The sequence below is a fragment of the Nocardiopsis sp. FIRDI 009 genome (assembly GCF_003386285.1).
Classification (GTDB): domain Bacteria; phylum Actinomycetota; class Actinomycetes; order Streptosporangiales; family Streptosporangiaceae; genus Nocardiopsis.
In genome coordinates this window covers 106,497-131,724 of the sequence record NZ_QPNC01000008.1, presented here as the reverse complement: position 1 = coordinate 131,724, position 25,228 = coordinate 106,497, and the positions used below count along the sequence as shown (strand labels likewise).

Annotated in this window: 26 protein-coding genes; 10 read left to right on the top strand and 16 right to left on the bottom strand. The window is 72.4% G+C overall.

The window, feature by feature from the left end; genetic code table 11:
• The first annotated feature begins 31 nt into the window (after positions 1 to 31).
• From DVR05_RS05650 to galE, 3 genes are all read left to right on the top strand, one after another.
• Positions 32 to 541 (top strand): TspO/MBR family protein, encoded by a 510-nt coding sequence (locus DVR05_RS05650; protein WP_116244935.1) that lies wholly within the window; start codon positions 32 to 34, stop codon positions 539 to 541.
• A gap of 214 nt (positions 542 to 755) precedes the next feature.
• The gene (locus tag DVR05_RS05645; protein ID WP_116244738.1) at positions 756 to 1,031 is read left to right on the top strand and encodes a hypothetical protein; all 276 of its coding nucleotides are present in this window, start codon (positions 756 to 758) and stop codon (positions 1,029 to 1,031) included.
• Between the two features lie 368 nt (positions 1,032 to 1,399).
• Complete coding sequence (gene galE, locus DVR05_RS05640) at positions 1,400 to 2,368, top strand: UDP-glucose 4-epimerase GalE (RefSeq protein ID WP_116244934.1); 969 nt, start codon at positions 1,400 to 1,402, stop codon at positions 2,366 to 2,368.
• A gap of 16 nt (positions 2,369 to 2,384) precedes the next feature.
• Here the strand turns inward: galE and DVR05_RS26510 are convergent, their stop codons facing one another.
• From DVR05_RS26510 to DVR05_RS05630, 3 genes are all read right to left on the bottom strand, one after another.
• Entirely contained in the window at positions 2,385 to 2,555 is a 171-nt protein-coding gene (locus DVR05_RS26510; protein ID WP_157982390.1) for a hypothetical protein, read from the bottom strand.
• Positions 2,534 to 3,496 (bottom strand): arsenic resistance protein, encoded by a 963-nt coding sequence (locus DVR05_RS05635; protein ID WP_116244737.1) that lies wholly within the window; start codon positions 3,494 to 3,496, stop codon positions 2,534 to 2,536. The genes DVR05_RS26510 and DVR05_RS05635 overlap by 22 nt, the downstream gene beginning before the upstream one ends.
• Positions 3,497 to 3,566: 70 nt before the next feature.
• Positions 3,567 to 4,391, bottom strand: coding sequence for an NAD-dependent epimerase/dehydratase family protein (locus tag DVR05_RS05630; protein ID WP_116244736.1), 825 nt, complete (start codon positions 4,389 to 4,391; stop codon positions 3,567 to 3,569).
• Between the two features lie 90 nt (positions 4,392 to 4,481).
• Between DVR05_RS05630 and DVR05_RS05625 the strand changes: the two genes are divergently transcribed.
• Positions 4,482 to 5,441 (top strand): AraC family transcriptional regulator, encoded by a 960-nt coding sequence (locus DVR05_RS05625; protein WP_116244735.1) that lies wholly within the window; start codon positions 4,482 to 4,484, stop codon positions 5,439 to 5,441.
• A gap of 30 nt (positions 5,442 to 5,471) precedes the next feature.
• On the opposite strand, the gene DVR05_RS05620 is transcribed toward DVR05_RS05625, so the two are convergent.
• The 5 genes from DVR05_RS05620 to DVR05_RS05600 form a co-directional block, all read right to left on the bottom strand.
• Complete coding sequence (locus DVR05_RS05620; RefSeq protein WP_116244734.1) at positions 5,472 to 6,395, bottom strand: GlxA family transcriptional regulator; 924 nt, start codon at positions 6,393 to 6,395, stop codon at positions 5,472 to 5,474.
• Positions 6,392 to 6,997: an isochorismatase family protein gene (locus DVR05_RS05615; protein WP_116244733.1), complete on the bottom strand. Its 606-nt coding sequence runs from the start codon at positions 6,995 to 6,997 to the stop codon at positions 6,392 to 6,394. The genes DVR05_RS05620 and DVR05_RS05615 overlap by 4 nt, the downstream gene beginning before the upstream one ends.
• 87 nt (positions 6,998 to 7,084) lie before the next feature.
• On the bottom strand, positions 7,085 to 7,543 hold the full coding sequence (locus DVR05_RS05610) for a GNAT family N-acetyltransferase (protein ID WP_116244732.1): 459 nt from the start codon (positions 7,541 to 7,543) through the stop codon (positions 7,085 to 7,087).
• Between the two features lie 129 nt (positions 7,544 to 7,672).
• On the bottom strand, positions 7,673 to 8,299 hold the full coding sequence (locus tag DVR05_RS05605) for an HAD family phosphatase (protein ID WP_116244731.1): 627 nt from the start codon (positions 8,297 to 8,299) through the stop codon (positions 7,673 to 7,675).
• Positions 8,300 to 8,336: 37 nt separating this feature from the next.
• Positions 8,337 to 9,431 carry an endonuclease/exonuclease/phosphatase family protein gene (locus DVR05_RS05600; protein WP_232832002.1) on the bottom strand — a complete coding sequence of 365 codons (1,095 nt, stop codon included), beginning with the start codon at positions 9,429 to 9,431 and terminating at the stop codon, positions 8,337 to 8,339.
• A gap of 291 nt (positions 9,432 to 9,722) precedes the next feature.
• Between DVR05_RS05600 and DVR05_RS05595 the strand changes: the two genes are divergently transcribed.
• From DVR05_RS05595 to DVR05_RS05580, 4 genes are all read left to right on the top strand, one after another.
• Entirely contained in the window at positions 9,723 to 10,733 is a 1,011-nt protein-coding gene (locus DVR05_RS05595) for an NADP-dependent oxidoreductase (RefSeq protein ID WP_116244730.1), read from the top strand.
• Positions 10,734 to 10,802: 69 nt separating this feature from the next.
• Positions 10,803 to 11,627, top strand: coding sequence for an aldo/keto reductase (locus tag DVR05_RS05590; RefSeq protein WP_116244729.1), 825 nt, complete (start codon positions 10,803 to 10,805; stop codon positions 11,625 to 11,627).
• Between the two features lie 350 nt (positions 11,628 to 11,977).
• A complete protein-coding gene (locus tag DVR05_RS05585) occupies positions 11,978 to 13,564 on the top strand; it encodes a BCCT family transporter (RefSeq protein WP_116244728.1) in 1,587 nt (528 codons plus the stop codon).
• 172 nt (positions 13,565 to 13,736) lie between these two features.
• Positions 13,737 to 14,165, top strand: a complete 429-nt coding sequence (locus DVR05_RS05580) for an Hsp20/alpha crystallin family protein (RefSeq protein WP_116244727.1) — start codon at positions 13,737 to 13,739, stop codon at positions 14,163 to 14,165.
• A 64-nt stretch (positions 14,166 to 14,229) separates the two neighbouring features.
• Here DVR05_RS05580 and DVR05_RS05575 read toward each other — a convergent pair whose 3' ends face one another.
• From DVR05_RS05575 to DVR05_RS05565, 3 genes are all read right to left on the bottom strand, one after another.
• The gene (locus tag DVR05_RS05575) at positions 14,230 to 14,586 is read right to left on the bottom strand and encodes an antibiotic biosynthesis monooxygenase (RefSeq protein ID WP_116244726.1); all 357 of its coding nucleotides are present in this window, start codon (positions 14,584 to 14,586) and stop codon (positions 14,230 to 14,232) included.
• Positions 14,587 to 14,635: 49 nt separating this feature from the next.
• Positions 14,636 to 15,076, bottom strand: coding sequence for a VOC family protein (locus DVR05_RS05570; RefSeq protein ID WP_116244932.1), 441 nt, complete (start codon positions 15,074 to 15,076; stop codon positions 14,636 to 14,638).
• Between the two features lie 81 nt (positions 15,077 to 15,157).
• Positions 15,158 to 15,961, bottom strand: a complete 804-nt coding sequence (locus DVR05_RS05565) for an SDR family oxidoreductase (RefSeq protein WP_116244725.1) — start codon at positions 15,959 to 15,961, stop codon at positions 15,158 to 15,160.
• 158 nt (positions 15,962 to 16,119) lie between these two features.
• Between DVR05_RS05565 and DVR05_RS05560 the strand changes: the two genes are divergently transcribed.
• Positions 16,120 to 17,385 carry an FAD-binding oxidoreductase gene (locus DVR05_RS05560; protein ID WP_116244724.1) on the top strand — a complete coding sequence of 422 codons (1,266 nt, stop codon included), beginning with the start codon at positions 16,120 to 16,122 and terminating at the stop codon, positions 17,383 to 17,385.
• A gap of 46 nt (positions 17,386 to 17,431) precedes the next feature.
• Here the strand turns inward: DVR05_RS05560 and DVR05_RS05555 are convergent, their stop codons facing one another.
• From DVR05_RS05555 to DVR05_RS05540, 4 genes are all read right to left on the bottom strand, one after another.
• The gene (locus DVR05_RS05555) at positions 17,432 to 18,934 is read right to left on the bottom strand and encodes a SulP family inorganic anion transporter (RefSeq protein WP_116244723.1); all 1,503 of its coding nucleotides are present in this window, start codon (positions 18,932 to 18,934) and stop codon (positions 17,432 to 17,434) included.
• A 477-nt stretch (positions 18,935 to 19,411) separates the two neighbouring features.
• On the bottom strand, positions 19,412 to 19,819 hold the full coding sequence (locus DVR05_RS05550; RefSeq protein WP_116244722.1) for a MerR family transcriptional regulator: 408 nt from the start codon (positions 19,817 to 19,819) through the stop codon (positions 19,412 to 19,414).
• Positions 19,820 to 19,993: 174 nt separating this feature from the next.
• A complete protein-coding gene (gene speB, locus DVR05_RS05545; RefSeq protein ID WP_116244721.1) occupies positions 19,994 to 20,995 on the bottom strand; it encodes an agmatinase in 1,002 nt (333 codons plus the stop codon).
• The gene (locus tag DVR05_RS05540; protein WP_116244720.1) at positions 20,992 to 22,455 is read right to left on the bottom strand and encodes a cytosine permease; all 1,464 of its coding nucleotides are present in this window, start codon (positions 22,453 to 22,455) and stop codon (positions 20,992 to 20,994) included. The genes speB and DVR05_RS05540 overlap by 4 nt, the downstream gene beginning before the upstream one ends.
• 95 nt (positions 22,456 to 22,550) lie before the next feature.
• Here DVR05_RS05540 and DVR05_RS05535 point away from each other — a divergent pair, with 95 nt between their 5' ends.
• The gene (locus DVR05_RS05535) at positions 22,551 to 23,234 is read left to right on the top strand and encodes a TetR/AcrR family transcriptional regulator (RefSeq protein WP_116244719.1); all 684 of its coding nucleotides are present in this window, start codon (positions 22,551 to 22,553) and stop codon (positions 23,232 to 23,234) included.
• 191 nt (positions 23,235 to 23,425) lie between these two features.
• Here DVR05_RS05535 and DVR05_RS05530 read toward each other — a convergent pair whose 3' ends face one another.
• Positions 23,426 to 25,066 (bottom strand): glycoside hydrolase family 10 protein, encoded by a 1,641-nt coding sequence (locus tag DVR05_RS05530; RefSeq protein WP_116244718.1) that lies wholly within the window; start codon positions 25,064 to 25,066, stop codon positions 23,426 to 23,428.
• Positions 25,067 to 25,228 lie beyond the last annotated feature (162 nt).

Here is a 25,228-nt window from a genome sequence, read left to right as displayed (position 1 = left end):
CGCACCGGTACCGGTCGATACGGTGGACACCGTGTCGACCACGAACTCGTCCGCCCCGTCCGCCGGCAGCGGTCGGGGTCCCGGCCTGGTCTCCCTGGTGGTGTTCGTCGGCGCCGCCTACGCGGTGGCGGCCCTGGGGTCCGCCGCGGCGTCGGACGCCGGTGCCGTGTACGCCTCGTTGGAACGACCGGCCTGGGCGCCGCCGCCATGGCTGTTCGCCCCGGTGTGGACGGTTCTCTACGGAATGATCGGCGTGGCGGCCTGGCTGGTCTGGCGGCGGTCGGGGCGGGGCGCGCGCGTCGCGCTGGTGTGGTGGTGCGTTCAACTCGGACTGAACGCGATGTGGACCCCGCTGTTCTTCGGCCTGCGCCAGTACGGACTGGCGTTCCTCGACATCTGCCTGCTGCTCGTCGCCCTGGCCGTCACGGTCGCCGCCTTCTGGCGCCTGCGTCGGCTCTCCGCCCTGCTGCTCGTTCCCTACCTCCTCTGGGCGGCCTACGCCTCGGCCCTCAACCTGAGCATCTGGTGGGCCAACGCGTGAGGTCTCCGGCCGATCGGCCGGAGACGCTCTGGCTGATCCGCGTGGAGCGAGCCCGGCCCACCCCGTATCCGTTTTTCGGGGAACGGTGAACTCCTCGTCGGCGGAAAAGGGCGGAACGAGTGTCACCTCCCTGACGGTTCACCTATAACCCCCCAGGTGTGGGTAGACAGACAGTAAGAGAAAAGCCAAGCAGAACCCAGGGGAGGAGGGCCCCATGAAGCGGAAGACGATGGCAGGCGCCCTGTTCGCGGGGCTCGTGATTCCGACCCTGGCGTTCGGCGCGCCGTCCGCCGCGACGGAGACGGACGCCCGGACCGACGGTCAGGCAGCCGTCCGACAGGAGACCGTCTCGGCCAGGACGACGGAGTCCGCGGCGCCCACGGATCCGCGGCGCTGCGAGGAGTACAGGGGTGACGACCCACGCCGGTCCTGCGGTGGACGAACGACGGCTATGGCGCCGTTGGTGATCACCACCGCGTCCACAGTGTGAGTCCCGGCGACCCCGGCCGCGTGAGCGACCCGTCGCACCCGGGAGACCGACCGTGTGCCGCAGCGGCACACGCCTGACAGGGAAGACCCGCCAAGGGCTTCCCTGTCGCATGTCGTCCGTGGGGCCGTGTCCGTGTCGCCCTGTGTCCGGGGCGCGAAGGAGAGCGCGGACGAATGTCGGCGAACTCCGGGAAAAGGATGGTGATGTCCGGGAAGACGATGGAAACTCCCTTTTCCTGGGCGCGTGCGCGCCGTTTCCGTCCGCCGCGACCACCGAATCACGCACATGTCCTCCGCCGGGGAACTAGGGTGGATCCGATCGCCACGGGCGATCACGACTCCACAACGCCGATCACGGGGGAGACGACGGTGAGGATTCTGGTCACGGGAGGCGCCGGATACATCGGCAGCGTCGTCACCGCGCGGCTCGTCGAGGAGGGCCACCGGGTCACCGTGCTCGACGACCTCTCCACGGGCCACGCCGACGCCGTCCACCCCGGGGCGCGCCTCGTACGCGGCACCGTGCGCGACCGCGCGGCCGAGGTCCTCGCCGAGGGCCACGATGCGGTCGTGCACTTCGCGGCCCGCTCGGTCGTCTCCGAGTCGGTCGCCCGTCCCGACCGCTACTGGGACGGCAACGTGGGCACCTCGCTCGCGCTGCTGGAGGCGATGCGCGCGACCGGCACCGGGCGGCTGGTCTTCTCCTCGACCGCCGCCGTCTACGGCGAACCGGAGACGGTCCCGATCACCGAGGACGCCCCGATCCGCCCCACCAACCCCTACGGCGCCACCAAGGCCGCCGTCGACGCCGCCCTGACCGAGCACGCCCGCCTGCACGGGACCGCGGCGGTCAGCCTGCGGTACTTCAACGTCGCCGGAGCCGACCGGGGCCGGGGCGAGCGGCACACGGTCGAGACCCACCTGATCCCGACCGTGCTGTCCGTGGCCTCGGGCGGGCGGGCGTCGGTGTCGGTCTTCGGCGACGACTACCCCACCCCCGACGGCACGTGCGTGCGCGACTACATCCACGTCGCCGACCTGGCCCGGGCGCACCTGCTGGCGCTGGAGCACGCCCGGCCCGGCGGGCACGAGATCCTCAACCTGGGCAACGGCGCGGGCTTCTCCGTCCAACGGGTGCTCGACGTCTGCCGTGAGGTCACCGGCCATCCGATCCCGGCCGTGTCCGCCGCGCGCCGCCCCGGGGACCCCGCCGTCCTGGTGGCCTCGGCCGAGCGCGCCGCGCGCGTGCTCGGCTGGCGTCCCGAGCGCCCCGACCTGCACGACATCGTCGCCGACGCCTGGGCCTTCGCCCGGACGGCCGCGCCCTCCGTCGTCTGAGGGACGACCGGCCCCGTCAGGGGTGCCGGTCGAGGAAGTCGCGTACGACGGCGCGCCAGGCGCCGGGCACCTCGGCCGCGACCTGGACGCCCGGATCGAGCTCCTCCAGAGCCGTCGCGGCGCCCTCTCCGCCCAGCTGGTCTGACCGCCTCGGGCCGTCCGGGCTCAGCCGGGCGCGTCGGTCCACCGCACCCGCACGAGCTGGCTGAGCACCGCCAGCACCGGCAGCTCCAACAGGGGGCCCGCCACGAGGGCGACGGCGATGAGCGGCCGGTCGGGGAAGGCGGCGACGGCCACCGCCAGGGCGACCGGCGAGTTGCGCGCGACCGTCGTCATGGTGAGCGTGACCCGCTGGTCGGCGGGCAGCCGCAGGGCGCGCGAGGCCGCCAGCGCGGCAAGGGGCGCGACCACGAAGAACACCGCCAACGGCGGCAGCAGGGCGACCAGCTCCCCGGCGTGCCCGGCGACCGTGCGCGCCTGCCACGCGAACATCGCCAGCACGGCGGTGTACAGCAGCGGCAGCACCGCCCGGTTCGCCCATCCCATGAGCACCCGGTCCCGCCAGAGCGGACCCCTCCACCACCGCGCCGTCCGGCGCAGGACCACCGCCGTCACCAGGGGGAGCAGCAGGACCAGGAGCACCGCCTCGACGAGGGTGCGGGCGCCCACCATCGCCGCCTCACCGCCCAGCAGCACCACGTACACCGGCAGCAGGACGAGCTGGAGCACCAGGTTGACCGGCAGCAGAGCGGTGGCCGCCCCCATGTGCCCCCGGGCCAGGCCGGTGAAGACCAGGTACCAGTCCGTGCAGGGCGTGACCAGCAGCAACAGCAGCCCGATCCGCAGGTCGGGGCTGACCCCGAGCAGCCCGGCCCCCAGCGCCCACGCCAGGAGCGGAGTGAACACGAAGTTGAGCACCAGGCTCGCCGCGACCACCCGCCCGGTCTCCCGGACGGCGCGGACCTGCCCCGTGTCCACCTGGGTGAACACCGCCACCAGCAGGAGGATCAGCGCGGGCAGGACCACGTGGCCCGCGGCGGCGCCGACGGGCCACAGGGAGCCGACCGCCAGCCCGGCGAGCGCCGCGGCGGCCACGAAGACGCTCTGGAACCTCTCGGACGCGGACACGGGACCTCTCAGCGGCGGGAACGGGCTGGGCGCGCCCCCACGTTAGGCCACGTCACGGGGGAGGGCGTGGTCAGGTCCACGCCCCGGTGCGCGCCGCGCGGCGGGCGTAGTCGGCGAAGTCGCCCGCCGGACGGCCGAGCACCCGCCGTACGTCGTCGGTCGGCTCGGTGTTGCGTCCGTCCAGGGTCCCCTGGAAGATCTCCACCAGGCCCTGGGCGAGCTCGGCGGGAAGGCCCTCCGCTACCGCTCCCTCGACGTACTCCTCCGGTGTGATCGACCGGTGTTCCACCGTCCGTCCGGACGCCTCGGACAGGACCGCCGCGGCCTCCGTGAAGGTCAGCGACCGGGGCCCGGTCAGGTCGTAGGTCCGCCCGGCGTGTCCGTCCCCGGTCAGCGCCGTCACGGCGACCTCGGCGAGGTCGTCCAGGTCGATGAAGGGTTCGGCGACGTCCGGAACCGGTAGGAGCGTGGTCCCCGCGCGGACCTGCTCGGTGAAGAAGGACTCGGAGAAGTTCTGCGCGAAATACGAGGACCGCGCCAGGGTCGTGGCCGGGAACGCCTCGCGGACCGCGTGTTCGGCGGCGAGGGCGCCGTCCTCCCCGCGTCCGGACAGGAGCACCGCCCTGCGCACTCCGCGCTCGGCGGCCCGGGCGGCGAAGGCGGCGACGGTCTCGGCCGCCCCGGGAAAGGCGAGGTCGGGGTGGTAGCAGAGGTAGACGCCCGTGACCCCCTCCAGAACCGGGTCCCAGGTGCCGGTGTCGTGCCACTCGAAGGGCGGGGCGCCTGACCGCGACCCGACGCGGACGTCGACGCCGCGCTGCCTGAGGAGATCGGTGACGCGGCGCCCGGTCATGCCGGTGCCGCCGGTGACGAGAATGCGTTCGTGTGTCGTCATGCGTTCAGTACAGCAGCGCCGATCCGGACGGAACATCGTTCAGACGCTGGATTACATAAGAGATCGTCTGAATCGGCGTAGGGTGGGGACATGGATCCCCTCACCCACTTCCTGGACGGCCCCCGCGCCCGGGGCGCCTGCGTGCTGCGCACGGTGATGCGCCCGCCCTGGGCGATCGAGGTCCGCGACGGCGCTGCGCTGGCCCTCGTCGTGGTGACCTCGGGGCGGATCCGCGTGACCAGCGCCCACGGTGAGGCCGACCTGGCCCCCGGCGACGTGGTCCTGATGCGCGGGCCCGATCCGTACGTCGTCTCGGACTCCGCCGGGAGCGCCCCCGCGCCCACCGTCACGATCCTTCCCGGCCAGCGCTGCGTGTCCGCCGAGGGGGAGGAGGTCCACCTGACCATGAACCACGGTGTCGGGATCTGGGGCAACGACCCCGACGGTGAGGACACGGCGGTCATGGGCGCCTACGAGGACGACAGCGAGGTCGGCCGACTCGCCTTGACCGCGCTGCCGCCGATGACCGTCCTGCCGAGTGGGCGGGTCGACCCGGTGCTCGTGGACCTGCTGGGCCGCGAGATCACCTCCGGCCGGGTGGCCCAGGCCGGTCTCACCGACCGGCTCCTGGACTCCCTTCTCGTCATGGCCGTGCGCGCGTGGCTGGAGGAGGACTGCGACCGCGTCCCCAACTGGCTGTGCGGGCAGAGCGACCCGGTGGTCGCGCGCGCCCTCGACCTGATCCACGAACGCGCCGCCGACCCGTGGACCCTGGAGGAGCTGGCCCGGGCCTGCTCCGTCTCCCGCGCCACCCTGGCCGCGCGCTTCCAACGGGCCGTGGGCACCCCGCCCATGACCTACCTGCGCACCTGGCGGCTGACCACCGCCTCCGACCTGCTCACCGCCGAACCGGACCTGAGCCTGGAGGCGGTCGCGGCGCGGGTCGGCTACGGCAGCGCGTTCGCGTTCAGCACCGCCTTCCGCAGGCACACAGGGGTCAGTCCGTCCCGGTACCGGTCGCGGACGCGGGCCGAACCGGTTCGGTCCTGACCGGTCGCCGCCTCGGGGGCCGGCCGTCGGTCAGGACGTCCCGGCGGCGGAGCGCGACCGCAGCCGTCGCAGCATCCGGGCGTCCTGGAAACCGACCGCCCGCGCCGCCCCCTCCACGGTCTCCCCGGTGCCGATCAGGTGCTCGGCGTGCTCCAACCGCAGCGCCTGCTGGTACCGCAGCGGCGTCAGCCCGGTCGCCGACGTGAACGCGCGCGTCAGCGTACGCTCGCTCACCCCGGCCGCCGCGGCCAGCTCCCCCAGCCGCAACGGCGACCGGTACCGCGCGTCGATGGCGTCCTGCACCCGGTGCACGACGTCCACCACGTGCCCCCGGTGCCGCAGCATGGCGCTGGCCTGCGGTTCGTCGCCGTTGCGGCGTGCGTAGACCACCATCTGCCGCGCCACCGACGCCGCCGCCGAGGGGCCGTGCCGGACGGTGACCAGGTGCAGCGCGAGATCGATGCCGCTGGCGATCCCCGCCGACGTCACGACGCCGCCGTCGGTCACGTACAGCACGTCGGGCACCACGCGTGCCCGGGGGTGGCTCCGCGCCAGCAGCGCCTGGAGTTCGTGGTGGGTGGTGCAGCGCCGCCCGTCGAGCAGCCCCGCCTCGGCCAGGGCGAAGGCCCCCGAGCACACGCTCGCCACGGTGCCGCCCGCCGCGTGGTGGGCGGCCAGGGCACGGGCCCGGGCGTCGGACAGCACCCGGCGCACGGCGGTGCCCCCGGTGCGCCACCCCGGGACCAGGACCAGGTCGTCCGTCCCCAGCTCGGGCCAGGAGGTCTCGGCGAGCAGGGTCACGCCCTGGGCGGTGGGGACCTCCGGGCGCTCGGCGACGTACCGGGTCCGGTACTCCGGTCCCAGCAGGGTCGCGGCGGTGGAGAACACCTGCGCCGGGCCCGCGAGGTCGAGCAGGTGCAGGCCCGGTGTGAGGAGGAAGACGACAGTGGTCACGATCCGGTCAGTGTAGCGGCCCCCTCGGTGATCTCGGCGACCGTGCGCACCTCGGCGAACCGGCCCGAGAGCGCGTACACGGTCCGCCGGATGATCGCGTCGGGGAGCAGGGTGGCGGGGTCGGCCAGGACCTCCTCCAGGGAGCGGCCTGCGGGGGCGCCGGGGGCCTCGATCGGCTCGGTGGCGGTGGCGTCCACCGCGAACGTCACCCGGTAGCCGAGGTCGGAGGCGACCCGGGCGGTGGTCTCGCAGCACTGCTCGGTGCGCACGCCGCAGACGGTGACCTCGTCCACGGCGCGCTCGGTCAGGTACCCGTGCAGGTCGGCGCCGGTGATCGCGTTGTGCACGCTCTTGGTGCGCACCGGTTCGCCCGTGCGCGGGACGAGCCCGTCCATGAGTTCGACGAACCCGCGGTCGGGGTCGAAGACGGTGCCGGTGCCGGGCTCTGCGTGCAGGACCCAGACCACCAGGTCGCCCCGCTCGCGGGCGTGGTCGACCAGGACGGCGATCCGGTCGGCGACGTCCGGGTCGGAGGCGGCCGTCCAGCTCTCGCGCCGGAGGAAGGACTGCTGGGCGTCGATGACGAGGAGTGCGTGTGCCATGGGTCGATCGTGGCGGCGCGGCCCCGGTCCGCGGTAGACACGATCGCGCCGGTGGCCGGACCGATCCGGTCACCGGTGGCGGGGCGGTCAGGTCAGGCGCTTCTTGAAGCCGACGTGCGAGGGGACGTAGCCCAGCCGCTCGTAGAAGCGGTGCGCGTCCTCACGCGTGGCGTCCGAGGTGAGTTGGAGCAGCGCGCACCCGCGTCGGCGAGCCTCCGCCTCGGCCCAGGCCATGAGGTCGGCCCCGACCCCGTTGCCGCGCTCGTCGGCGTGCACCCGCACCGCCTCGATCTGGGCGCGGATCGCCCCGCCCCGGGACAGGCCGGGGATGAAGGAGAGCTGGAAGGTGGCGACCACCCGGCCGTCGCGGCGGCCGACCATGAGCAGCTCTCCGGGATCGGCGTCGATCGCCTCGAACGCGGTGAGGTAGGGCGTGGGGTCGGTCGCGTCCTCACGGGCCGCTCCCAGTTGGTCGTCGGCGAGCAGCGCGACGATCGCCGGAACGTCCTCGGCGCGGGCGGGGGCGAAGGTGACGGGTTCGGTCACGGGATCTCCTCGACTCGGATGCGGCAAACGTAGCGAACCATCCGAAAGCACGCGGATCGGGGGTGTCGATGCGGTACCACTCGTCGACCCCCCACCCGTTCCCGGCCACGGCCCGGACCGCGGCCCCGGTCAGAGCAGCAGGTCGGCCACCTCGCGCAGGTCGGCCGCCACCACGGTCGCCTCCGCCAGCTCCTCGGGCGTGTGGGTGGAGGCCACGGCGATGACCGGCATCCCCGCGCTCCGGCCCGCCCGCACACCCGACGGGGAGTCCTCCACCACCACGCAGCGCTCGGGCGCGGTCCCCATCCGCTCGGCCCCCAGCAGGTACGGGGCCGGATGCGGCTTGCCCTCCGTAACGTGGTCGGCGGTCACCAACACCTCGGGGAACGGCAGCCCCGCCGCCTCCAGGCGGGCGTGCGCGATCAGGTCGCCGCCGGAGGTCACGATCGCCCAGGGGCGGCGCCGGGCGTCGAGCCCGGCGATCAGCTCGCGGGCGTGCGGCATCGCGTCGACGTCCTCCGCCCGGGCCACCTCGTGGGCCTGGATCCGGTGCGCCTCCGCCCCCGGGGCCAGGTGCGGGGCGACGAGGCGGACCAGATCGAGGTCGGTGCGGCCCGCGTGGTGCCGCAGCACCTCCCCCACGTCCAGACCGCGCTCCCGTGCCCACGCGGTGAGTCCCGCGGCGATGCTCGCCCCGGAGTCGACCAGGACCCCGTCCAGGTCGAACAGGACGGTCGCCTCGGCGTAGTCGCCCACGCGTTCCTCCGATCGGTCGCTGTGTTCCCGACGCACGCTACCGCCAGCCGGGGAGTGTCAGTTCGGCGAGGATCCCCCGGTGGTCGGTGCCGTCCACGTCCAGCACCTCGTACTCCTCGACCCCGATCTCCCAGCCCGGCACCAGCACGTGGTCGATGGTGACCCGCGGCGGTCCGTCGGCGGGCCAGGTTCCGACCAGCCCCGCGCCGTGGACCTGGGCGGCACTGGTGTAACCCGAGTCCAGGACCTCGCGCATCCGGGCGTGGTCGAGGGTGGCGTTGAAGTCCCCCGCCAGGATCCCGAACCCGTCGATCTCGTCCTGCGCCGGGAGCGCGGCCAGGCCCGCCCGCCACAGGGGCAGGCTCTCCGCCGAGTGCGGGGGCACGGGATGCACCGACACCACCTCCACCGGGGGCGGGTCCCAACCGTACCCCGCCATCTCCTCCTCGTACCCGGGCACCTCGAAACTCGCGTGCGCCATGTGGAACCCGCCGACCTCCCGTCCCGGGTCGCCCAGGTCGGTCAGGGGGAAGACCGAGTGGATGCTGCTGCCGTACGGGCCGGGGGCGGAGTGGTCGACCGCGTGCGGCAGCCGCTCGCCCAGACCCGCCGCGTCCAGACCGTCCACCACCTCCGGGGTGACCTCCTGGAGGGCCAGGACGTCCACCTCGCGGTCACGGACGAGTTCCACCACGTCGTCGGCGTCCACACCGCCGCCCAGGACGTTCAACGTCAGGAGCCGCACCGCCACGTCGCCCGACACGAAGACCCCGAAGCCGATCGTGCGCGGCACCACCACCGCCGCCAGCACGGTCACGGCCACGGCCAGCGCCGCCAGCGGGATCCATCGGCGGAGCAGGGCGGCGACGAGCACGGCCGGGAGCCCGGCCGCCAGCACGTACGGGGTGAAGGCCAGAAGGGGCACCAGCGGGTACCCCCGCTCCCAGCCGAACAGCCGGACGAGGGCGAACACGGCGAAGGCGACCGCCGTCGCCCAGACCGCCACGGTCACGACCGGGTTCCGCCGTCGGCCCGTGCGCTCACGTGCGCGGTCCGGCTCCGCCTCCCACGCCGCCTCCCGCCCGACCATCGAACCGACCCCCTCCGTGCTCCGGGTAACGTCCTCACCCATGGGACCACGGGGCGAGCCCGATGGTTCGCGTCCGCACCGCCACGGCCCGCGCCTCGGCGGACCCGGTGACCGGCCTCGCGCGGTGCCCCTGGTCACATGGGCCGGCCCACAGGACGGCGATTCCCGCACGGTGGCCGCGGATCCCGCTCACCGGCCGACATTCCCATAGAAAAATCTATGCCGACCTCAGGCATTTCTATTGGTAACGCGATCAGGGTCAGGTCTACCGTGGGCGGGTGCGCGCCTGACCGCGCGACACGTACCACCCGATCCCAGGCAAGAGGAAGCACCATGTCCGTCACCAGCAGGGAAGTCCACCTCGTCGCGCGTCCGGTCGGCGAACCGAAGCCCGGGGACTTCGCCCTGGTCGAGACCTCCGTCGCCGACCCCGGCCCCGGGCAGGTCCTGGTCCGCAACGACTGGATGTCCGTCGACCCGTACATGCGCGGTCGGATGAACGACACCGAGTCCTACGTGCCCCCCTTCCGCCTCGGCGAGGTGATGGAGGGCGGGGCCGTCGGCACCGTGACCGCCTCGGGCAGCGACGCCGTCCCCGTCGGCGCCACCGTCCTGCACACGGGCGGCTGGCGCGAGTACGCCCTGCTGGACGCGGACGCGGTGCGCGTGGTCGATACCGACCAGGCGGCCGCGGAGGACTACCTGGGTGTCCTGGGCATGGTCGGACTCACCGCCTACGCGGGTCTGACCCGGGTCGCCCCGGTCGAGGAGGGCGACGTCGTGTTCGTCTCGGGCGCGGCGGGCGCGGTCGGCAGCCTCGCCGGGCAGATCGCGCGCCAGCTCGGCGCCTCCCGTGTCATCGGTTCGGCGGGCGGTCCGGAGAAGAAGCGCCGTCTGCTGGAGGAGTTCGGCTACGACGCGGCGATCGACTACCGCGAGGGCGACCTGAAGGGCCAGCTGGCCGAGGCCGCCCCCGACGGGATCGACGTCTACTTCGACAACGTCGGCGGAGACCACCTGCGCGCGGCGATCGGCGCGGCGCGCACCCACGGGCGGATCGCGCTGTGCGGGGCCATCTCCATGTACAACGCGACCGAGCCGGTGCCCGGCCCGGACAACCTCTTCCTCGCGGTGGGCAAGCGGCTCACCCTGCGCGGGTTCATCGTCGGCGACCACTACGACCTGTTCGGGGAGTACGCCCGGCGCGCCGCGACCTGGCTGGCCGAGGGCTCGCTGCGGGCGGAGCGCACCGTCGTCGACGGGATCGACCACGCGGTCGACGGCTTCCTCGACATGATGCGCGGGGCCAACACCGGCAAGATGCTGGTGCGTCTGGGATCCTGAGGGCCCGGCCGGGGCCGCGCCGCGGACCCGGCACCACCGACCGTCAGCCCCACCACCGGAGAGAGATCCATGCAGCACGTCACGTTGAACGACGGCCGTTCCATGCCGCAACTGGGTTTCGGCGTCTGGCAGGTTTCCGACGACGAGGCCCAGCGGGCCGTCACCACCGCGCTGGAGGCCGGTTACCGGTCCATCGACACCGCCAAGCTGTACGCCAACGAGGCGGGCGTGGGCAGGGCCGTCGCGCAGTCCGGCCTGCCCAGGGAGGACCTGTTCGTCACGACGAAGCTGTGGAACGACGACCAGGGCTTCGACCGCACGCTGAAGGCCTTCGACGCCAGCCTCGACCGCCTCGGCACGGACTACGTCGACCTGTACCTGATCCACTGGCCGACCCCGGCGCGAGACCTGTACGTCGAGACCTGGCGGGCCCTGGAGCGGATCCGCGACGAGGGGCGCGCCCGCTCGATCGGCGTCTCCAACTTCACCGCCGAGCACCTGGACCGGCTGGTCGCCGAGACCGGGACCGTCCCGGCGGTCAACCAGATCGAGCTGCACCCGTACCTGTCCCAGGAGGCCATGCGCGCCGCCAACGACGCGCATGGCGTCCGCACCGAGGCGTGGAGCCCGCTCGGCCAGGGCAAGGGGCTGCTGGAGGACCCGGTGCTGACCCGGCTGGCGGCCAAGCACGGCAAGAGACCCGCCCAGGTCGTGCTGCGCTGGCACCTCCAGCTCGGCAACATCGTCATCCCCAAGTCCGTGACCCCCGCGCGCATCCGCGAGAACATCGACGTCTTCGACTTCGAGCTCGACGGCGGCGACATGGCGGCGGTCTCCGCGCTCGACCGTGACGGCCGGATCGGCCCGGACCCGGCCACGTTCAACCACGCCTGACGGCCCCGAAGGGCCGGAGGGCGCGCACGCCGCACGGCGTGCGCGCCCTTTTCATGGGGAGAACCGGGTGCGGAGGGGACGATGATCGCGCCGTCCCTTGTCTGAAATATTGTGATACTTCACCCCAAAAAACGACGGATCACTTCGAAACAATCCCTCTCAGGGGATTGTCGGGGATTTCACCGTGTGCTTTCCGGGATTTTGGGGGAGGGCATAAGAGACGCTCGCCGAAGCCTCGGAACGGTGCCGTCCGGCTTTCCAACGTCCGTTGTATCGTGCGAGGCCGGAGCGGGTGTCAGGGCCCGCCCCGGCGCGGTGGAGCGGGCCACCGACACCAGAAAGCACACGGGATGCTCGACAGAATCACACAACGGCTGGGGCTGCGGACGGATCCGGTCATCTTCTCCGTCTCCGCCGCGTTGGCCATCGTCTTCGTGGTGAGCGCGATCGTCTTCACCGACGCCGTCGACACCGCTTTCGGAGCCGTGTCCGGGTGGATTCTCACCAACCTCGGATGGCTCTACATCCTCGGCGTCACCACATTCCTCGTCTTCCTTATCGGAATCGCCCTCAGCCGGTACGGCCACGTCCGGCTCGGGCCGCAGGACAGCAAGCCGGAGTACAACGACTTCATCTGGTTCTGCATGCTGTTCGCGGCCGGGATCGGGAGCATCCTCATGTTCTGGGGGGTGGCCGAGCCGATCAGCCACTACGCGGACCCGCCCAGGGCGGACGTGGAACCGGAGTCGGTGGAGGCGGCCCGGCAGGCCATGGGGTTCACGCTCTACCACTTCGGCCTGCACACCTGGACGATCTTCTGCCTGCCCGCGCTCGCCTTCGCCTACTTCGTGTACCGCAGGGGGCTGCCGTTCCGGCTCAGCTCCGTCCTCCACCCGTTCATCGGCGACCGGATCAGCGGGCCTGCCGGGCGGACCGTCGACATCGTCGCCGTCCTGGGCACCCTGTTCGGGGTGGCGGTCACCATCGGCCTCGGCACGATGCAGATCAACAGCGGCCTCAACGAGCTGTTCGGGGTCTCCGAGAACCGGGTGACCCAGCTCGCGCTCATCACCATCGTCACCTGCATCGCGGTGGCCTCGGTCGCCTCCGGTCTGGACGTCGGCATCAAGTGGCTGTCGACCATGAACATCGTCATGGCCGTGGCACTGCTCGCCTACGTGTTCGTGCTGGGCTCGTCGGTCTTCCTCGCCCGCGGGATCATCGAGACCACCGGCGTGTACCTGGAGGCGCTCATCCCGCTGTCGTTCTGGAACGACACCTTCGGCGACACCGGCTGGCAGGGCTCCTGGACCGTCTTCTACTGGGCCTGGACGATCACGTGGTCACCGTTCGTGGGCATCTTCATCGCCCGGGTCTCCAAGGGCCGCACCATCCGCGAGTTCGTGATCGGGGTCCTGTTCATCCCGACCGCGTTCAGCATCGTGTGGTTCAGCGTGTTCGGGCTGTCGTCCTTCGACATCGAGATGCACGGAGGGGGAGGGCTCGTCCAGGCGGTCGTGGTGGAGGAGGACCTGCCCGGCGCGCTGTTCGCGTTCCTGGAGCACTACCCGCTGACGACCCTGCTGTCGGCGGTCTCGATCCTCATCGTCGTCATCTTCTTCACCACCTCCTCGGACTCGGCGTCCCTGGTGGTGGACATGCTGTGTTCGGGGGAGGCGAAGAACCCCACCCGACAGCGGGTCTTCTGGGGGGTGGCCGAGGGGGTGGTCGCCGCCACCGTGCTCACCGCCTCCGGCGTGGGCGGACTGGACGCCCTCCAGCAGACCATCATCGTGTTCGGCCTGCCGTTCTTCGTCATCGCCTTCATCATGATGGCGGCCCTTCTGCGCTCCCTGAGACGGGAGATGGTGGCCGAACCCGCCCGGGTGCGCCCGCTGTCGGTACGGCGGCGAGGGGGCTCCGGGGGCAGGTCGTGACGGACCCGTGACCTCCGGCGCGGAGGCGTCCCGCAGCCGGTCCGGTGCCCCCGAGGGGGCGGGCGGTACCGGCGGGGCCGTGGCGGGCGGTGCACGGTTTATCCGACGGGCTTTGCTGGAATGAAGCGAACGTGAGGCAATCTCGGTTCGATTCACGAACCTGGAGGTCGTCATGATGCTCATGCGCACCGACCCGTTCCAGGAGTTCGAGCGGATCACCCAGCGTCTCCTCGGCGACGCGGTCCACCCCGTCGTCATGCCGATCGACGCCTACCGCGAGGGCGACGAGTTCGTCGTGCGGTTCGACCTGCCCGGGGTCCGGGCCGACTCCATCGACCTGGAGATCGAGCGGAACGTCCTCACCTGCAAGGCGGAGCGTCCGCTGACGGTTCCCGAGGGGAGCGAGGCCGTCGTGGCCGAGCGGCCCTCGGGGAAGTTCTCCCGGCAGCTCTACCTCGGCGAGGAACTGGACACCGACAACATGTCCGCCGAGTACGCCGACGGCGTGCTCACGGTGACCATCCCCGTGGCGGAGAAGGCCAAGCCGCGCCGGATCAGCATCACCGGTGGCGGCGGCCGGAAGCGGGAGATCAAGAGCTGAACGCCCCGTCCAGCCGGGGCCGGACCCGACCGGGGTCCGGCCCCCTCGCACGCCGTGCGCCGGGCTACGCCCGGCCGGAGACCCGCTGGACGACCTCGAAGCCCCACAGCTCGCTTCCGGTCGCGGCGGGCCCGTCCCCCTCCGCGCCGCCGTGCCCGTGGCCGCTCCGCCCGGACTCCCGCGCGGCCTGGGCGTGCCCGTGCCGGAAGTCCTGGCTGTCCACCCAGTTCTGGAAGTCCTCCTCCGACCGCCACCGGGTGTAGACCAGGTACCGGTCGGTGCCCTCGACGGGGCGGAGCAGCTGGAACTCCTCGAACCCCGGCTGGTTCTCCACCAGCCCCGCCCGCTTGGCGAAGCGCTCCTCCAGGGTGGCTCCCGCGCCCTCGGGGACGGTCAGGACGTTGAACTTGACGACGCTCATGTCGCACCCTTCGCGTTGTTCGATACGGCCCCAACCTATCGGGCGCAGATCAGCCGAAGACGACGTCGCCGTTCTCGTCGACCCGCCACCCCGGGTTGTGCGCGATCTCCCACACCACCCCGTTGGGGTCCTGCACGTGGGCGTGGAAGACCCCGCCGAACTCCCCCGGCTGGGGGCGCTTGAGCACCGAACCGCCCGCCGCCGCCATCAGCGCCACGGTCTCCTCGACCTCCTCGGGGCTGTCGACGTTGTGCGCCAACGTCACCCCGGACGCGCCGGCCGTCCCCGTCACGCCCGTCGCGCCGCCGAGGTCGCGGTCGAACTTCTCAGCGTCGAACAACCCCAGGACCACGCCCGGCGCGATCTGGAAGAAGACGATCTCGCCGGGCACGTCCAGGAGCCGCTGCCAGCCGAGTCCGTCGCAGTAGAAGGACCGGGCGGCGTCGAGGTCGGCGGTGGCGAGGGTGACGAAGTGGACCTGCTGCTTCACGGTGGACTCCCCGGATCGGTGTGGGTCGCCCACCACATCCTGCCCCAGGCCGCCGACACCGCGGGGACCCACGCGCCCGTGTCAGAGTCCGTGTCTGCGCGAGACCATCCGCAGCACGACCGAGCGCGGGAACAGCCGCCGCAGGGCGAACACCAGCGGGGCGTTGCTGCCCACCGCGTACAGCGGGCGCGGCTGGTCCGCCTCGATCGCGCGCACGATGGTCCGGGCGACCGTGTCCGCCGAGATCCCCCGCGTCTCGTTGGCGTTGAGCGCGCTGAGCATCGTCTGGTACTCGTCGGCGAACGGCGAGTCCGCCGCCAGGTACTGCGTCCGCCGTTCGCTGATGCCCGTGTTGATCGACCCCGGCTCCACCGTCGTCACACCGACCCCGTAGGGCGACACCTCGCGGCGCAGCGCGTCGGCGAACCCCTTGATCGCCGCCTTGGTCGCCACGTACGACGACCGGAAGGCGAGCGGGAAGCTGGCCAGCATCGACCCCACCATCACCACGCGCCCGTAACGCCGCTCCCGCATCCCCGGCAGCACGAGCTGGGTCAGGCGCACCGCCCCGAACACGTTGGTCCGGAACACCCGTTCCAGGGCCGCCGTCGGCAACTCCTCCAGCGGCCCGCTCTGACTCTCCCCGGCATTGTTGACCAGTACGTCCACCGGCCCCGCGGCGGCGGCACACGCCTCGATCGACGCGTCGTCGGTCAGGTCCAGCGCCAGGTACTCCACACCGGGGACCGGGGCGGTGACCGCCTCGGGCCTGCGGCTGGTGCCGTACACGCGGTACCCGCGCCGCACCAGGGCGGCGGCGACGGCCGCGCCGATGCCGGAGGACGCACCGGTCACGAGGGCGGTTCGGGTGGGGGCGGTGGACATGGGGAGTCTCCTCGGGGGTCACGGGGCTCGGAAGATGCGCGCCGCCTCCATTCCTACCGTCCGGTAGCCCGACCGCCGCACACCGGTGCGGCCGTTTCCCCACCGCCCAGGCGGGCAGTGCAACACCACGGGGGTCCATCACCGAGAGGAGTCGTGCCATGCCCGCAGGTGAGATGGGGGTGCTCGTCGTCGGCGCCGGCGTGGCCGGGCTCAACATCGCCCACCAGCTGCGCAGACGGGGGGTCGACGTCGCGGTCGTGGACTCCCGCCACCCGGGTGCGGGCGCCTCCCACGGCAACGCGGGCTGGGTCAACCCGGCCCAGGCCGGGCCCCTGCCCGATCCCGTCCTTCTCGGGGACGCCCTCCGGGCCTTCCGCGACCCGGACGCCCCGCTGCGGATCGCCCCCGACGCGCTGCCCCTCCTCTCCCCGTGGTTCCTGCGGTTCCTGCGCAACTGCACCCGGGCCCGCCACGCCCGCGGCGCCCGCGCGCTCGCCGCGCTGGGCACCCGTGCCCTCCCCCTCCTGGACCAGCTCGCCGAGGACGGGGTCGAGTTCACCCGCACCCGGACCGACTTCCTCGCCGTCGCCCGGGAACCGGAGGCGGTCCGGGCCTACCTCGGCTCCCTCGAACCCCTGCGCGAGGCGGGCTTCGACCTGCCCACCACCGCCCTGGACGGGGACCGGCTGCGCGAGATCGAACCGGCCCTGTCCGACCGCGTGCGCGCGGGGGCGCTCCTGCGCGACCACGTCCAGACCGAACCGGCCAGCCTCGTCGCCGGGCTGACCGCGCACCTGCGGGCGGGCGGCGTCCCGGTCGAGGAGGGGGTGGCCGTGACCGACGTCAGGACGCGCGGCGGGGTGGTCGACGCCGTGCGGACGACGGCGGGGGAGCGCCCGGTGGGCGCGCTCGTGGTCGCGACCGGCGCCAAGGCCGCCGCGCTCACCACCCGGTTGGGGCGGCGCGTCCCGGTCGTCGGCGGCCGGGGGTACAGCTTCGACGTGCCCGTAGAGCGGCTGCCCCGGGCGTCCACCCTGCTGCTCGACGCGCACGTGGCGTGCGCCCCCATGAGCGGACGGCTGCGCGTGTCGGGCGGCATGGACTTCGGCCGCGGCCCCATCCGGCCCGACCCTGCCCGGATCGACGCCATCACACGCGGCGCCGCGCCGATGATCGTCGGCGCGGACTGGACGGACCGACGGCACGCCTGGGCGGGGGAGCGCCCCCTCACCCCCGACGGCCTGCCCGTCGTCGACCGACTCCCGGGGTACGCCAACGCCTACGTGGCCACCGGGTACTCCATGCTCGGGCTGACCCTGTCCGCACCGGCGGCCGAGGCGCTGGCCGCCTTCCTGGTGGAGGGCGCCCGTCCCGCCGTCCTGGAGCCCTTCCGCGCCGACCGGTTCGGAGCGCGGCGGCACTGACGGCCGAGCCGGTCAGCCGTCGGTGCCGCCTGGCGGGCCCGGTCGGTCAGTGTCCGCCGGACAGGGTGCCGGTCAGTTCGGTGTGCAGCCGTTGGCTGGGCTGGTTGAGGCCGGTGATCTCGACCTCGACGTCGTGCCTGCGGAAGTGCTCGGCCACGTGGTCCAGGGCGGCCACCGCGGAGGAGTCCCACACGTGGGCCTCGGACATGTCCACGATGACCTTGGTCAGGTCCTTCTCGGCGTAGTCGAACCGGCCCACCAGCTGGTTGGTGGAGGCGAAGAACAGCTCGCCGTGCACCGTGTACACCCGTGTGCCGCCCTCGGGGTCCAGCACGCTGGTCACGTCGGCCTGGGTGGCGGCCTTCTGCGCGAAGAGCACCATCGACACGATCACGCCGACGATCACCCCGAACGCAAGGTTGTGGGTGTAGACCACGACGCCGACGGTGACGACCATGACCAGGGTCTCGGTCCAGGGCATGCGCCGGACCGTTCGGGGGGCGATGCTGTGCCAGTCGAAGGTGACGATCGACACGAAGATCATCACCGCGACCAGGGCGGCCATCGGGATCATGCCGACGATGTCACCCAGGCCGACGCACAGGATCAGCAGGAAGAGCCCGGCCAGGAACGTCGAGATCCGGGTGCGGGCGCCGGAGGAGACGTTGATCATGGTCTGGCCGATCATGGCGCACCCGGCCATACCGCCGAAGAAGCCGACGATGACGTTGGCGATGCCCTGCCCGCGGGCCTCGCGGGCGTGGTTGGAACTGGTCTCGGTCTGCTCGTCGACGACCTTGGCGGTCATCAGCGACTCCATCAGACCCACCAGCGCCAACGTCAGGGCGTAGGGGGCGATGAGGGTGAGGGTGTCCAGGGTGAAGGGCACGTCGGGCAGGAACGGGACGGGGACGCTGTCGGGCAGCTCGCCCATGTCCCCGACGGTGCGGGCGTTGATGCCCAACGCGAGGGAGGCCACGGTCAGTACGACGATCGCCACCAGCGGCGCGGGGACGGCCTTGGTCAGGTAGGGCAGGCCGAAGATGATGGCCAACCCGACGGCGACCATGACGTAGATCGGCACGCCCACGCCCACCAGGTGGGGTATCTGGGCCAGGAAGATGAGGATGGCCAGGGCGTTGATGAACCCGGTCATCACCGACGGGGGCACGAACCGCATGAGCTTGGCCACCCCGAGCAGGCCGAGGACGACCTGGATGATTCCGGCCAGGATGGTGGCGGCCAGCAGGTAGTCGACCCCGTATTCCTTGGACAGGGGGGCCGCGACCAGGGCCATGGCGCCGGTGGCCGCCGAGATCATGGCGGGGCGCCCGCCCAGGAAGGCGATCGAGACGGCCATGACGAAGGAGGCGTACAGCCCGACGCGGGGGTCGACCCCGGCGATGATGGAGAAGGCGATGGCCTCGGGGATCAACGCGAGGGCGACGACCAGACCGGCCAGGACCTCGGTGCGCAGTCGGGCCACGCCCGGGATCTTGGACTTGAGCGACCCGGTGCGGGTCTTCACAGGCAGATTCATGGAACCCATCTGGGGTCGGGCAGCCCGACGGGTGGGGCCGCGATGTTCGGGTCAGGTGTGCGGTGACGGCGCGCGGCGACCCACACCGGTGGTGGTGAAGGGGTGGCGCCTGGGGTTCCGGTGCGGCACGGGTGGGTGCCCCGGAGCGCGGCCGCGTCGCCGCGTGCCCGGCCGCGCTGGTGGGAGCGTGTCGCCCCACGGGACGCGCCGGGAAGAAGGAGGGTTGGACGGGATCGTGACGAGTGGGCCCAACGCGAACGACCCTACCGTTACGTGAGGGTTGGTGTCACTGTGCGCGACTGAGACAACTCTCACAGGGGCGGCGGTCGGTGTCGTTCCGCCTGACAACAGCCGGAAACGTGGATCACACCGGTGTTTCGTCGCCGATGACGCTGTGTGATGATCAGTGCGGAACGCCCGAGTGGTTCACACCTTCCGATCACCCGCTCGGGGCCGGGCGGGAGGCGCGGCCGGACGGATCGGGCGTCAGGCGGACGCGGCGCGACCGGCGCGCCGCCGTCGTAGACGTTCGGCGAACTCCTCGGCCATCTCCAGTTGACGTCGCAGGGTGACACAGCGGTCGGCGATGGCCGCCTCGAAGGAGTCGAGCCGCTCGGCCAGGGCGGCGCGCTCGTCCTCGTCGGTGTCGTCCGCGCTGAGTCCGTCGACGGCGGCCAGGAGCTCACGGGTCTCGTCCAGGCTGAACCCGAGCGGCTTCATCCGCTTGATCAGCTGGAGGCGGTCGACGTCGGTCTCGGTGTAGAGCCGGTACCCGCCGCGTGAGCGCGCGGAGGGCACGACGAGGTCGACCTCGCCGTAGTAGCGGATCGTGCGCAGGGACAGCCCCGTGCGTTCCGCCACCTCGCCGATCCGCATGTGGTGCGCCTGCGCCACGGTGTCCTCCTCCTGCCGGTGTTCACCCCACGTTAGACCCGGATTCGCCGGGGGCGCCCACAGGGGAGGCCGGGGAGCGGGACGTCACACCACGCCCCGCCGTCATGGACGTTCCCGGAGCGGTGCCGGGCCCCGGACGTACGGGGCCCGGCGGTCGCGGTGCGAGGGGCCGGGTCAGCGGCCGCCCAGCATCGGACGGGTGGGGTCCCAGCCCTGTCCCCGGCGACGGGCGGCGATCCCCGACAGCGCCTCCAGCACGACGCGGTTGCCCAGCATCGCGGTGACGTCCGCGTGGTCGTGGTCCGGGGACACCTCCACGATGTCCACGCCGACCACGGGCAGCTCCACACAGATACGGCGCACGGCGTCGAGCAGCTGGCGCGAGGTGAGGCCGCCCGGCTCCGGGGTCCCGGTGCCCGGGGCCATCCCGGGGTCGACGACGTCCACGTCGACCGACAGGAACACGCCCTCGCACTCGTCGGTGGCCAGGGCGAAGGCCTCGTCCAGACAGGTGTTGAGGCCGCGCGCGTCCATCTCGCTCATCTCGTAGCAGCGCATCCCCTGCCGCGCCATCCAGGACAGCGTCTCCTCCTCCGGCCAGTACCCGCGCAGCCCCATCTGGATGAACCGGTCGCCGCGCACGGCCCCCGACTCGATCAGCCGACGCATGGGCAGCCCGTGACCGAGCAGGGAGCCGAAGTCGATGTCGCCGGTGTCGGCGTGCGCGTCGAAGTGGATCACCGACACGCGCCCCCACCCGTGGTGGCTGGCCACGCCCTGCACGTCGGGCAGGGCGATGGTGTGGTCGCCGCCGAGCATGACGGGGATCTTCCCGGCCGCGGCCACCGTGGTCACGGCCCGGCGGACGTTGGCGACCATCCCCTCGATGTCGCCGTTGAAGCAGTCGACGTCGCCCGCGTCCCTGACGTTGAGCTCGACCAGGCCGTCGGCGCGGACCGCCAGGTGCGGCCGCCGGCCGTCGTGCGGCAGGTAGTCGGTGCCCCGGAGCGCCCGCGGGCCGAAGCGCGTGCCCGCCCGGTAGGAGGTGCCTCCGTCGAACGGCACCCCCATGATGACCGCCTCGGAGTCGGCCCAGGTGGCGGGCTCGTCGAGGTCACACCGGTCGATGCCGAGGAACGTGATGTCGGGGCCGAACAACGGTGCGAAACGGGTCATGGACGGTCTCCTTCGGTGGTGGTTGCGGTGGTGTTCGGTCCGGGGGCGGTGTGCGGACCCACCCGGCGCCGGACGAGCAGGTAGTAGACGGCTCCGGCGACCGGTCCGCCCAGCAGGGACAGGTCCGCGCCGGCGGCAGCGGCCAGCGGGCCGAGCCACAGTTCGGAGTCGGCGGCCAGCGTCGAGAACACGGTGCCCGCGGCCAGGGCGACCAGGCCGGAGCGGTGGAAGCCGCGGGTGTAGCGGTAGGGGCCGCCGTGGAGATCGTGCAGCCCGGCGTCGTCGTAGCGGGCGCGACGCAGGGCGGCGTCGGTGAGGAACACCCCGGCCCAGGGCGTGAAGACCACGACCATGACCGACAGCAGGGACAGCACGGCCGAGGTGAAGTCGACGACGAACAGAGCGACCGCCGACCCCGTGGTGACCAGGACGACCTGGATCAGCACGGTCCGGGCCCGCTTCAGCGGCACACCGAGGACCTGGAGGTTCAGGCCGGAGGAGTAGAGGGTCATGATCGTGTTGGTGACCGAGCCGCCCACCACGACCAGCAGGAACGGGATCTGGAACCACACCGGCAGTAGACCCGCGACGGCCTCGACGGGGTCGGTGTCGCCACCGATCCCGACCCGGGTGGCGGCGGCGATGCCGATGACGCCCAGAGCGACCGAGGGCAGCGCCGCGCCCAGTCCGGTGGCCAGGGTGATGCCGCGCGCCCGGCTGGCGGCGGGCAGGTAGCGGGTGAAGTCGGCGCAGATGGCGATGTAGGACAGGGCTCCGCCGGAGACGGCGACGACCAGCCCCAGGCTCCACGCCCACAGGCGGGGCTCGGTCGGGGCGGTGGCGGACAGGTCGGCCTGCGGCAGCACGAGGGCGCCCAGGACGACCGTGCACACCACCAGGCCCACGCCCAGCCAGCGCTGCATGACCTCGACGGTGGCGTGTCCCCAGATGGCGACGCTGGCGGTGCACACGATCATCAGGACCAGGGCGATGACGCGGACCGCCGCGCCGTCGCCCAGGCCGACGGTGTCGGCCAGGACGGTCAGGGCCAGGACCCCGACGACCGTGTTGAGGATGATGTAGCCGATGCTGACGAGCCAGTTGAGCACGGCGACCGGGTAGTTGCCCCAGCGGCCGAACGAGGCGCGGGCGACGACCAGGGTGGGCGACCCGGTGCGGGCGCCGGTGATCGAGGCGGCGCCGACCGCGAAGAAGGCCAGGTTGCCGACGAGGAAGATCGCGGTCGCCTCCCAGAAGGAGAGGCCGAAGCCGACCACGAGGGCGCCGTTGATGACGAAGGTGAAGGTCAGGTTGGCGCCGAACCACACCCAGAAGAGTTCGCGAGGGCCGCCGTGGCGGTCGCCGTGCGGGATGCGGTCGGCGCCGTGCGTCTCGACCTGGAAGACCTCGTCCGTGGCCACTCCCGTGCTCGGCGGGCGGATGCCGTGGGGGTCGGGCATGTGTACTCCTCGGGTCCTGACTTTAAAATCAATGTAACTGATCCTAAAGTCAGGGTGAGCTGCGACACAAGCCGCCGATGGTAAAGAATGGCGCCATGACCTCCAGTGACAGCCGCACCCGCATCCTGGACGCCGCCGTCGAGCTCATCGCCAGGGACGGATACGACGGCGTCCGTCTGGCCGAGATCGCCCGGCACGCCCGGTCGTCCACGGCCCTGATCCACTACCACTTCGCCACGCGCACCCAGCTGTTGGCCGCGGCCATCACCCACTCGCTGGACCGCGAACACGCGCGCTTCGCCGACCTGGCCGACGACGTCGGACGCACCTCACCGCCCGAGCGCGTCGCCGACCTGGTCGACTTCTGGCTACCGCTCACCCCGGACGACGTGCGCGAATGGATGCTGTGGTCGGAGCTGGAGGGCCGCGCCGTGCGCTCTGCCGACCTGGCCGGGGCGCTGGCCGACCTGTACGCCCGGATGCGCGAGCCCTTCGCGGCGGCGGTCCGTGACGGTGTCGCCGCGGGGGACTTCGGTCCCTGCGACCCGGAGGAGGCCGCCACCGCCGCCCACGCGCTGCTGGGCGGACTGGCCGTGCGTCTTCTGGCCCGGGACCCGGCGCTGACCGTCCCGGAGGCACGGGAACTGGCCGGGCGGCACGTGGCCCTGGCCATCGGCTACCCGGCCCGCCTGCCCTTCACCGACCGCGAGCTTCCCGAGCACGTGCCCGACCCCGGCATCGAGCCCGCGCCGCCCCGCCGTAGGGCCGCCCGGGCGTAGGCGGTGTTCGCCTCGGGCCTGCGCCGCGCTTCGGCCCGTGTTCGGGCGCCCGTGCGGCTGGGGCCCTGCCCGCCCGTCGCCCTCCACCGCCCGGGGGCCGCTTCGCGGCGGGAGTCACCCTCGACGGACGCCTGCGGCGCGGTTTCTCCCTCTTCGTCGCCCTCCACCACCCGAGGGGCCGCCCGCCCGGATCAGGGAAGGCGGCGCGGGTTGCTCGGCTGGCTCTCGTGGTGCAGCCGGTCGAGCGCGGTCACGAGGTAGGTGTGCTCTCCTCCGCCCGGTACCGTCAGGACCGTCTCCCGGCCGCCCGAGGCACGGACGGTGGTGACCATCGAGCGCGGGTCCGCCAGCAGACACGGGTCCGGTCTGCGGCCGTCCTGCCCGTCGAGTGCATAGACCGCGTAGTAGGCGGGGTCCTGGCCGCGACCGGCGAGGACGGTCAGACGGACCTCGCCGTCGGTCTCGCGCGCCTCGACCAGCAGCGGCCGTCCGGGAGCCCGGCCGCCCCGACCCGGTGTCACCGGGATGAGGGCGGGGTGGGCGTAGTGCTCCCGGGCGAGGACGGCCATGGCGTCGGCCGCGTTGGTGCGCAGTGAGGTGGCGCTGAAGTAGACGTCGCCGTGCACCCCGGAGCGCTCCCGGTTCAGCTCCACGTGCCGGGCGAGTTCGCGCGGGTCGGACCAGGAACCGTCATTGCCGACCTTGTAGGCGGCCTGGCCGATGTACAGGTGGGTGCCGGTGCCCGCGGTGACCTCCTCCCACCAGGGGACCAGCACCGCGTAGTCGGCGATCGGCAGCCCGATCTCCCAGTAGACCTGGGGGTTGACGTAGTCGAGCCACCCCTCGCGGACCCATCTGCGACTGTCGGCGTAGATGGCGTCGTAGGACTCGAACCCCCGGGTGTCGGAGCCGTCCGGATCGCTGGAGGAGTTGCGCCAGATCCCGAACGGACTGATGCCGAACCGCACGTGCGGCTTGACGGCGTGCACCGCCTCGCCCATCTCCCGCACCAGGCGGTTGACGTTGTCGCGCCGCCAGTCGCCGATGTCGTCGTAGGCGCCGCCGTACTCGGCGAAGGTGTCCTGGTCCGGGATGGCCCGCCCGGACACCGGATAGGGGTAGAAGTAGTCGTCGAAGTGGACGCCGTCCAGATCGTAGTTCTCCACCGCGTGCGTCATCGCCCGGATCACGAACTCGCGCACCTCGGGGACGCCCGGGTCGTAGTAGAGGCGCCCGCCGTAGTCGAACACCCAGTCCGGGTTCCGTCGGGCCGGGTGGTCCTCGACCAGGCGGTCCGGATCGTCGTGCATGGCCACGCGGTAGGGGTTGAACCACCCGTGGAACTCCAGGTTGCGGGCGTGGGCCTCCTCGACCGCGAACTCCAGGGGGTCGTATCCGGGATCCCGCCCCTGTTCACCGGTGAGCCACTCCGACCACGGCTCGTACGGAGAGGGCCAGAAGGCGTCGGCGGTGGGACGGATCTGTACGAACACGGCGTTGAGCCCGTTGGCGCGGGCCTCGTCGTAGAGTTCGACGAGTTCGGCCCGCTGCTCCTCGGCGGTGAGCCCCTGCTCGCTGGGCCAGTCGATGTTGACCACGCTCGCGATCCATTCGGCGCGCATCTCGCGCTTGGGCGGGGCGAGCGGATCGGCCGCGCACTCCGCGGGCCCGTTGCGGTGGCCGTACCCCGGATCGGCGGCGGCGGGCGGCGCGTGGAGCGGGACGGCGGTGAGCGCGGCGGCGAGCGCGCCGCTCAGGAGGAGGGTACGGGGGGCGCGGGTCCGCGCCGCGGTGCCCTCGGGGGCGGGCCGGTCCCGTGTCGGTCGCGTCAACGTGGCTCCTTCCGGCTTCCTCCCTGGAAGCTGTGCGTGGGCCAGACACCGAGTGTGATCTCATCGTAGCTTTCCGGACACGTGCGGCAGCGGAGTCCGGAGGTTCTGTGGAAAACCTTCACGACACGCGCGAAAAGCGCGAGAGACCCGCTCGGGGGCAAG